At 73.9% G+C, this 6,405-nt stretch carries 5 protein-coding genes; 2 read left to right on the forward strand and 3 right to left on the reverse strand.

Going from position 1 to position 6,405, the window contains the following annotated elements; translation table 11 throughout:
• Positions 1-116 precede the first annotated feature (116 nt).
• Positions 117-1,202, reverse strand: a complete 1,086-nt coding sequence (locus ACFVXK_RS36425; RefSeq protein WP_389620993.1) for a SchA/CurD-like domain-containing protein — start codon at positions 1,200-1,202, stop codon at positions 117-119.
• 294 nt (positions 1,203-1,496) lie between these two features.
• Here ACFVXK_RS36425 and ACFVXK_RS36430 point away from each other — a divergent pair, with 294 nt between their 5' ends.
• The gene (locus ACFVXK_RS36430; protein ID WP_389620996.1) at positions 1,497-3,128 is read left to right on the forward strand and encodes an FAD-dependent oxidoreductase; all 1,632 of its coding nucleotides are present in this window, start codon (positions 1,497-1,499) and stop codon (positions 3,126-3,128) included.
• A gap of 11 nt (positions 3,129-3,139) precedes the next feature.
• On the opposite strand, the gene ACFVXK_RS36435 is transcribed toward ACFVXK_RS36430, so the two are convergent.
• Both ACFVXK_RS36435 and ACFVXK_RS36440 read right to left on the reverse strand, forming a co-directional pair.
• On the reverse strand, positions 3,140-3,352 hold the full coding sequence (locus tag ACFVXK_RS36435; protein ID WP_389620999.1) for an acyl-CoA carboxylase subunit epsilon: 213 nt from the start codon (positions 3,350-3,352) through the stop codon (positions 3,140-3,142).
• 164 nt (positions 3,353-3,516) lie between these two features.
• Positions 3,517-5,418, reverse strand: coding sequence for a galactose oxidase-like domain-containing protein (locus tag ACFVXK_RS36440; protein WP_389621002.1), 1,902 nt, complete (start codon positions 5,416-5,418; stop codon positions 3,517-3,519).
• A 469-nt stretch (positions 5,419-5,887) separates the two neighbouring features.
• On the opposite strand from ACFVXK_RS36440, the gene ACFVXK_RS36445 reads away from it, so the two are divergent.
• Positions 5,888-6,364: a hypothetical protein gene (locus tag ACFVXK_RS36445; protein WP_389621005.1), complete on the forward strand. Its 477-nt coding sequence runs from the start codon at positions 5,888-5,890 to the stop codon at positions 6,362-6,364.
• Positions 6,365-6,405: the final 41 nt, after the last annotated feature.

Raw genomic sequence — 6,405 nt, forward strand, 5'->3', positions numbered from 1 at the left:
CACCGGGTTATTCCCCGGGGGGGCCGGGGCCCCTTGCCCGGGGCGCCGGGGGGGGGGGGGGGGTTGGGGGCCGGGGGGCGGCCCCCCGGGGGGGGTGGCGCCGCCGCCCGTCCGGATCAGGACTGCGCCGGGGCCCGGCGGTCGGTGATCAGGTCCATGGGGTACGGGGCGTGCGGAGCGCCGGCCAGCATCCGGTCCAGCACCGCCGCGCCCCGCGGGCCGTCCAGGCCGAAGCCGCCCGCGAACCGGCCGTCGGCCGGCCCGCTCACGTCGAGCAGGCGGACCACGACGTCGTCCCGCTGGAAGATGCTGCTGCTCAGCACCGGACTGGTCGGGATCTTCGCGGCCGCCTCGTCCTGGCGGGCGAGGAAGCGGGCGACCATCGGGCCGCAGCCCGGCTTGGCCGGGTAGAACAGCGCGTGCCGGGTGATCCGGTCCGGCTGAGGCCCGTGCGCGGCGACGTGGTGGACGGCCGGGAGGCCCGCGCGCATGAAGAACATCCGGGCGGACTCCGGGTCGGTCAGGTCCCGGTCCTGCTCCAGGTACGGGTTGATCGCCTGCTCCACGGCCCGCACCTCGGGCTGCTCCGAGACGTGCCGCAGCGCGGCCGTCAGGTCGCCCTGCACCTCCACCGCCCGCACCACCCGGTTGCCGTGCATGAACAGGGAGGTGCGCAGCAGCCGGGTGTGGTCGTCGACGCGGGCCGCCGGGGAGGAGTACGAGGACAGCAACTCGGCGACCTTCTGCTCGCTGCCCGGCTTGACCGTGAAGGTCAGCGCGTGCCGGACGACGCCCTCGCCGAGCCGCGGCCCGTCCTGCAGCCGTCCGCCGAACCCTGCCTGCGGGGCGTCGTAGCGCCGCCCGGTCTCGCGCAGCACCGTGAACTTGAGCGGGCGCATCGAGCGGGCACAGGCGCCCAGCGGCCTGACCTGCTCGGCGTGCTCCTCGCTGTTGACCCACGCGAGGTACTGCGGCGCGCTCTCCCACTCGCTGGTGATCAGCCACTGCGAGGGGTTCTCGAAGGACTGGCAGAGCTGGTCGCCCAGATGCCCGGGCACCGAGGCGATGTCGTGCCTCAGCCGCTCGTAGGCCTCGAAGAACCGCTGCTGGGCGCCCTCGTGGAGGTCCATCAGCAGGACGACCCGGAGCATGGAGCCGTCGAACGCGGACTGCGACACCCGTTCGGACAGGGTGGTTGTCATCTGCTCACTCCTTCGTGGGGGCGCGGACGCCGGCGCGCACGCGCTCCCCTGCGTCATTCGGCGGCAACGGCCCGGCCGCACAGGGCCCCGTGGCCCCCGGTCACCGGACGCGGACGGTCCGGACGGGAGGGGCCGCCGCTGTCGCTCATCGTCATCCGCCCGGGTGGGGATCGCGACATCTCCGGATCAAGCGGGTGACAAGACGCGACTCGCCCGGGCAAGAAGGCTGATCGGGGGCACAATCCGTCGACTGCCCCTCGCACTGCCCCCACACGAAACAGGAGCCCGCAGCCGATGGAAGAGCATGCCGATGTCCGCGTACCGGTCCTCGTCGTGGGCGGTTCCCTCGTGGGCCTCTCCACCTCGCTGTTCCTGAGCCGCCACGGCATCAGGCACATGGTGGTCGAGAAGCACGCCGGAACCTCCGTCCACCCGCGCGGACGCGGGATCAACGCCCGCACGATGGAGCTGTTCCGGACGGCCGGGGTCGAACCCGCCATCCGCGAGGAGGCCTCCGCCCTCGAGGCCAACCAGGGCATCCTGCAGACGCAGGCACTCATCGGCGGCGAGCACAAGTGGCTCATCAAGGCCGTCGACCCCACCGGGGCGCTCGCCCGGTTCAGCCCCACCGGCTGGTGCCTGTGCAGCCAGAACAACATCGAACCGGTCCTGGCCGCGCAGAGCCGCGCCCAGGGCGCCGACGTGCGCTTCTCCACCGAGCTGATGAGCTTCGACCAGGACGCCGAAGGGGTCAGCGCCCTGGTCAAGGACCGGGAGACCGGCGAGCACGTCACCGTCCGCGCCGACTACCTGATCGCCGCCGACGGACCGCGCAGCCCCGTCCGCGAGGCCCTGGGCATCCGCCAGGCCGGCAGCGGCGAGCTGTTCCACAACGTCAGCATCGTCTTCCGATCCGAACGCCTCGCCGGTCTCCTGGGCGACCTGCGCTTCATCGTCTGCTACCTGATGCGCCCGGGCGCCGACGGCGCACTGCTGCCCGTGGACAACGAGACCCAGTGGGTCTTCCACGCCCCCTGGCACCCGGAGACGGGCGAGACGCTGGAGGACTTCACCGAGGAGCGCTGCATCGCCCAGATCCGGGGCGCCATCGGCGTGCCCGACCTGGACGTGGAGATCGGCGGCAAGGCCCCCTGGCACGCCGCCGAACGGGTCGCGCAGCAGTACTCCGTCGGCCGGGTCTTCGTCGTCGGGGACGCCGCGCACGAGATGTCCCCGACCGGGGCCTTCGGCTCCAACACCGGCATCCAGGACGCGCACAACCTCGCCTGGAAGATCGCCGCCGTGCTGAACGGCTCCGCCGGACCCGGCCTGCTGCACACCTACGAGGACGAGCGGCTCCCCGTCGCCCTCGCCACCAGCGAACGCGCCTCCGCCCGTTCGGCCGAACACAGCCACCCCGGATACGTGCCGCCCCCCACCATGGGCGGCGGCCCCGGCAGCGGGGTCCTCACCACCGCCATGGGCTACTGCTACCCCGAGGGCGCGGTCGTCGGCGGCGACCCGGAGCGGCCGATCATCCCCGAGACCATGCGCCTCAAGGGCGACGTCGGCACGCGCGCCCCGCACATGTGGCTGACGCGGGCCGGGCGGCGGGTCTCCCTGCTCGACCTGTACGAGACCTCCTTCGTGCTGCTGAGCAGCCCCGGCACGCCCTGGAAGGAGGCCGCCGGCCATGCCGCGCGGGAGCTCGGCGCCCGCCTGGACGCCTACACCGTCGGCTCCGCGCCGGACGCCGACCTGGTCCAGCCGGACGGCGCCGACTGGGCGGAGCTGCACGAACTGTCCGCCGACGGAGCCGTCCTCGTCCGTCCGGACGGGTTCGTCGCCTGGCGCGCGGAGGGCGCCTGCGCCGATCCGCGCGGGGAGCTCCTGGACGCCCTGACGCGCGTGCTGCGCCGGGCCTGAGGGCCTGCGGCTCAGCGGCAGGCCCAGCACCCCGCCCAGCAGCCGTGGCCCCCGGGCCGCGGCTGCGGGCGGCGGTGCTTCACGGCGTGCCGCGGGGAGGCCTGCGGCCGGCCGGTCCGGCCCGCGAGGCAGGCGACCACGACCGTGATGGCGGCCAGCTCCTCGGGGCAGGCGGTGCCCCGGTGGACCCGGAGCAGGCTGGATATCGCGTCTTCGCTCGGCATCGTGACGGCCTCTCGGCAGGAGTTCTCGCCCTGGGCGGTGTCCGGGGGCGTCCGGCGGATCAGGGCCGGGCCCGACGCTGACGACGCTACGGGGCCGAACGTGGGCGTGTCGCGCCGGACGGGGGTTGTCCACAGCCGTCCGGGCGACGCGGCCGCGCGAGGCCCTAGCGGTGGCCGAGCTTCACCCACTTGGCGGTGCTCGGCACCCCGCGCCCGTCCAGCAGGAAGAGCATGTAGTACCCGGGCGGGGCGTCGGCCGCGCCGGGCGGGGTGCGCAGGGTCAGGGTCTCGCCCCGGACGGCGGTGACGGCGAGCTCCAGGTGCCGCTGGCTGGTGTTGACGGCGTGGGTGACAGTCGTCGGCGCCAGCAGGACGGCCCGGCGGACGGTGGCGGCGGCCTTGCTGCGGACCTCGAAGAGGGCGTCGTGCGCGAGTTCGCCCCCGGGGACCCGGTCCAGGGCCGGGCGGCTGCCGCCCTGGTGGAGGTAGGCGGGCTCGTAGATCTCGATGCTCCCGTCCATCGCGTCCCGGATGTCCGGGTCGTTGGCGATCTGCTGGAGCTCGTCACCGGTCACCATCACCCGCCCGTCCGGCATCACCAGGGCGTTGGAGTGGTAGCCGCGCGGCAGCCGCTGCGCCGGGCCGAGCCGCCAGTGGCCGCGGGCGTCGCGCAGTTCCGTCTGCCGGTACTTGAGGTCGGCCTCCGGGTTGAAGGGGCCGTGGCCGTAGTCGCGGGTGCTCAGGGCTCCGTTGACGGTGAGCAGGGTGGCGTCGGGGAGGATCAGGGTGTCGTCCTGGGTGCGGCCGAAGGCCCGGGGCTCCTCGGTGGTCCAGTGCCGGCCCGACAGCTTGTAGGTGTTCGGGTCCTGCGGGTCGCCGCCCAGGACGAGGACCGAGTCCGGGCCGCGCAGGCCCGCGGGGAGCGGTACGGCCGAACCGTAGCCCCGGAAGTCCGCCGGGCGCCGCGGCAGGTCGGTCCGGGTCTCCTTCACCGGGTCGAACAGCCACTGCTGGTCGGCGTCGCGGCCCAGCCCGTAGACCATGCCGTCGCGCAGCGAGAACAGGTGCGGGTAGTCGTTGCGGAAGGGCGCGTCCGCCCGGAACCGCTCCACGGCCATGCCCGCCGGGATGTCGTACGTCCGCCAGGGCACCGGCAGCCCCTTCGCCGGGAACCGCTCCACCACCGGGGTGGGGGTGCCGGTACCGCGCTCGGACTGGCCCGACATGATCGTCTGGCGGCCGTCGGCGCCGGTGACCACCGAGGGGTACCAGCGGCCCACGGACATGTCCCGGTTGCGGAACCAGGTCTCGGTCCACGGGTCGAACACGAAGGAGAGCTTCGCCCCGCTGCCGCCCTTGCCGCCCGCGTTGCCCCCGAAGACGGCCAGCATGCCGTTGGGCAGGAAGGCGTGTCCGGCGCAGAAGAACGGCGCGGGGCGCGGGACGAAGGTGCCGTCGGGCATCAGCACGGTGGGCGGCCGGACCTCCTTGAAGGCCCGCGCCCCCGTGCCCCGGGACGGGTCCCACAGGAAGGCGCGGCCCGCGTTGGTCCGGCCGATGCGGTCGGTGGGGCCGGTCTCCTTGGTGGGGTCGACCTCGACCCGTTCGAAGGAGAACAGCAGCACCTTGCCGGTGGGGAGCTGGGCGAGGTGGACGCCGAAGTCGGGGGAGGGGAAGAACTCCGTGAAGCGGCCGTCCCGGGCGGCGGAGAAGGCCTTGTTGGCCGCGGCCTGGGACTTCGTCAGGGCGGCCAGGCTCGCGGTGCGGGTGGCCTGCGGGTATTCGGCGGCTCCGGCGGCGGCGCCGCGCCGTTCGGCGTGGGCCCGGGCGTGGTCGGCGCCGATGAGGGCCGCTTCGGCTTCGGCGGCGGCGTCGGCCGGTTCGTGCCCGTGCCTGTGACCGTGCCCCTGCCCCTGCCCCTGCCCCTGCGCCGGTTCGGATCCGGGGTCGGTGCCGTGGGCCGAGGCGGCCGGCGCGGAGAGGAACGCGCTCGCGGCCAGGGCGGCGGCCAGCGCGGCCGACAGGGCGGCGGAGGCGGCGGCGGACCGGCGGGCAGTTCGGGACATGCGGCGCGCTCCTCGGTGTGCGACGCCCCGGGCGGCAGGGCGCGGGAGGACCGCCATGCTAGAAGATCAACGGCATATCCCCTCATGTGACGCGAACACCCTGCCTCGTACGGGTGGCACGACCGACGCCGTTCACCCGTATCGGGACATTCGACCGCACGGGAGCGGATCCGTCACGGACGGCCACCTTCGGCCACGGGCGCCCCCGCCGTACCACCCGCCGCTTCCCCGCACCCGCCCGTACCCGGGGACGGAGCCTCCTCCGCGCGCCGTGATCCCGCCATCCGCGACCGGGCCCGCGCCCGCACGGCGCCGTACGAAACATGCCACGGGCAACCGCGTGCCCTGGACGGGTGGATATGACGGCTTGTTGGCTGCTGTCGCGCTTCAGTTCCCAAAGGTCCACCGGTGGACCGGAGCGCACCGTCCGTCCCTTGCACCTTCGTATGCATCGATATGAGGAGCAGTCATGCGCATGGTCCGGTCCTCCCTCGCCCTCGCCGCCACGGCCCTCGTGCTGGCCTCGGCCGCCACCCCGGCCTCCGCCGCGAGCCCGCGGCCCGTCCCCGCGGCCCCGAAGTTCTGCACGTACGTCGTCGACACCGGCGAGGGCGGCTGTTTCGCCACGAAGGCCCAGGCCGCCGAACTGGGCGCGCAGGCCGAGTACAAGGACCTCGGCAAGATCTGGAGCGACTCGAACTCGGGCGGCAGCGAGTTCACCTTCCGCGGCAGCGTCGGCTGCAACTGGCGCTACCCGGAGTTCAACGATCTCTCCAAGTGGGGCTGGAACGACACGGTGAGCTCGGCACAGGGCATCACCTGCCCGATCACCCTCTGGGAGCACAACGACTTCCGCGGCGCCCACCAGACCTACTACGGCTACAACGCCTACGTCGGCGACGGGATGAACGACAAGGCCTCCTCGGTCAGCTTCGACCTCCGCTGACCCCCTCCGGACGGCACCGCCCCGGGGCTCCGGCCCCGGGG

The organism is Streptomyces sp. NPDC058157, from assembly GCF_042884105.1.
Classification (GTDB): domain Bacteria; phylum Actinomycetota; class Actinomycetes; order Streptomycetales; family Streptomycetaceae; genus Streptomyces.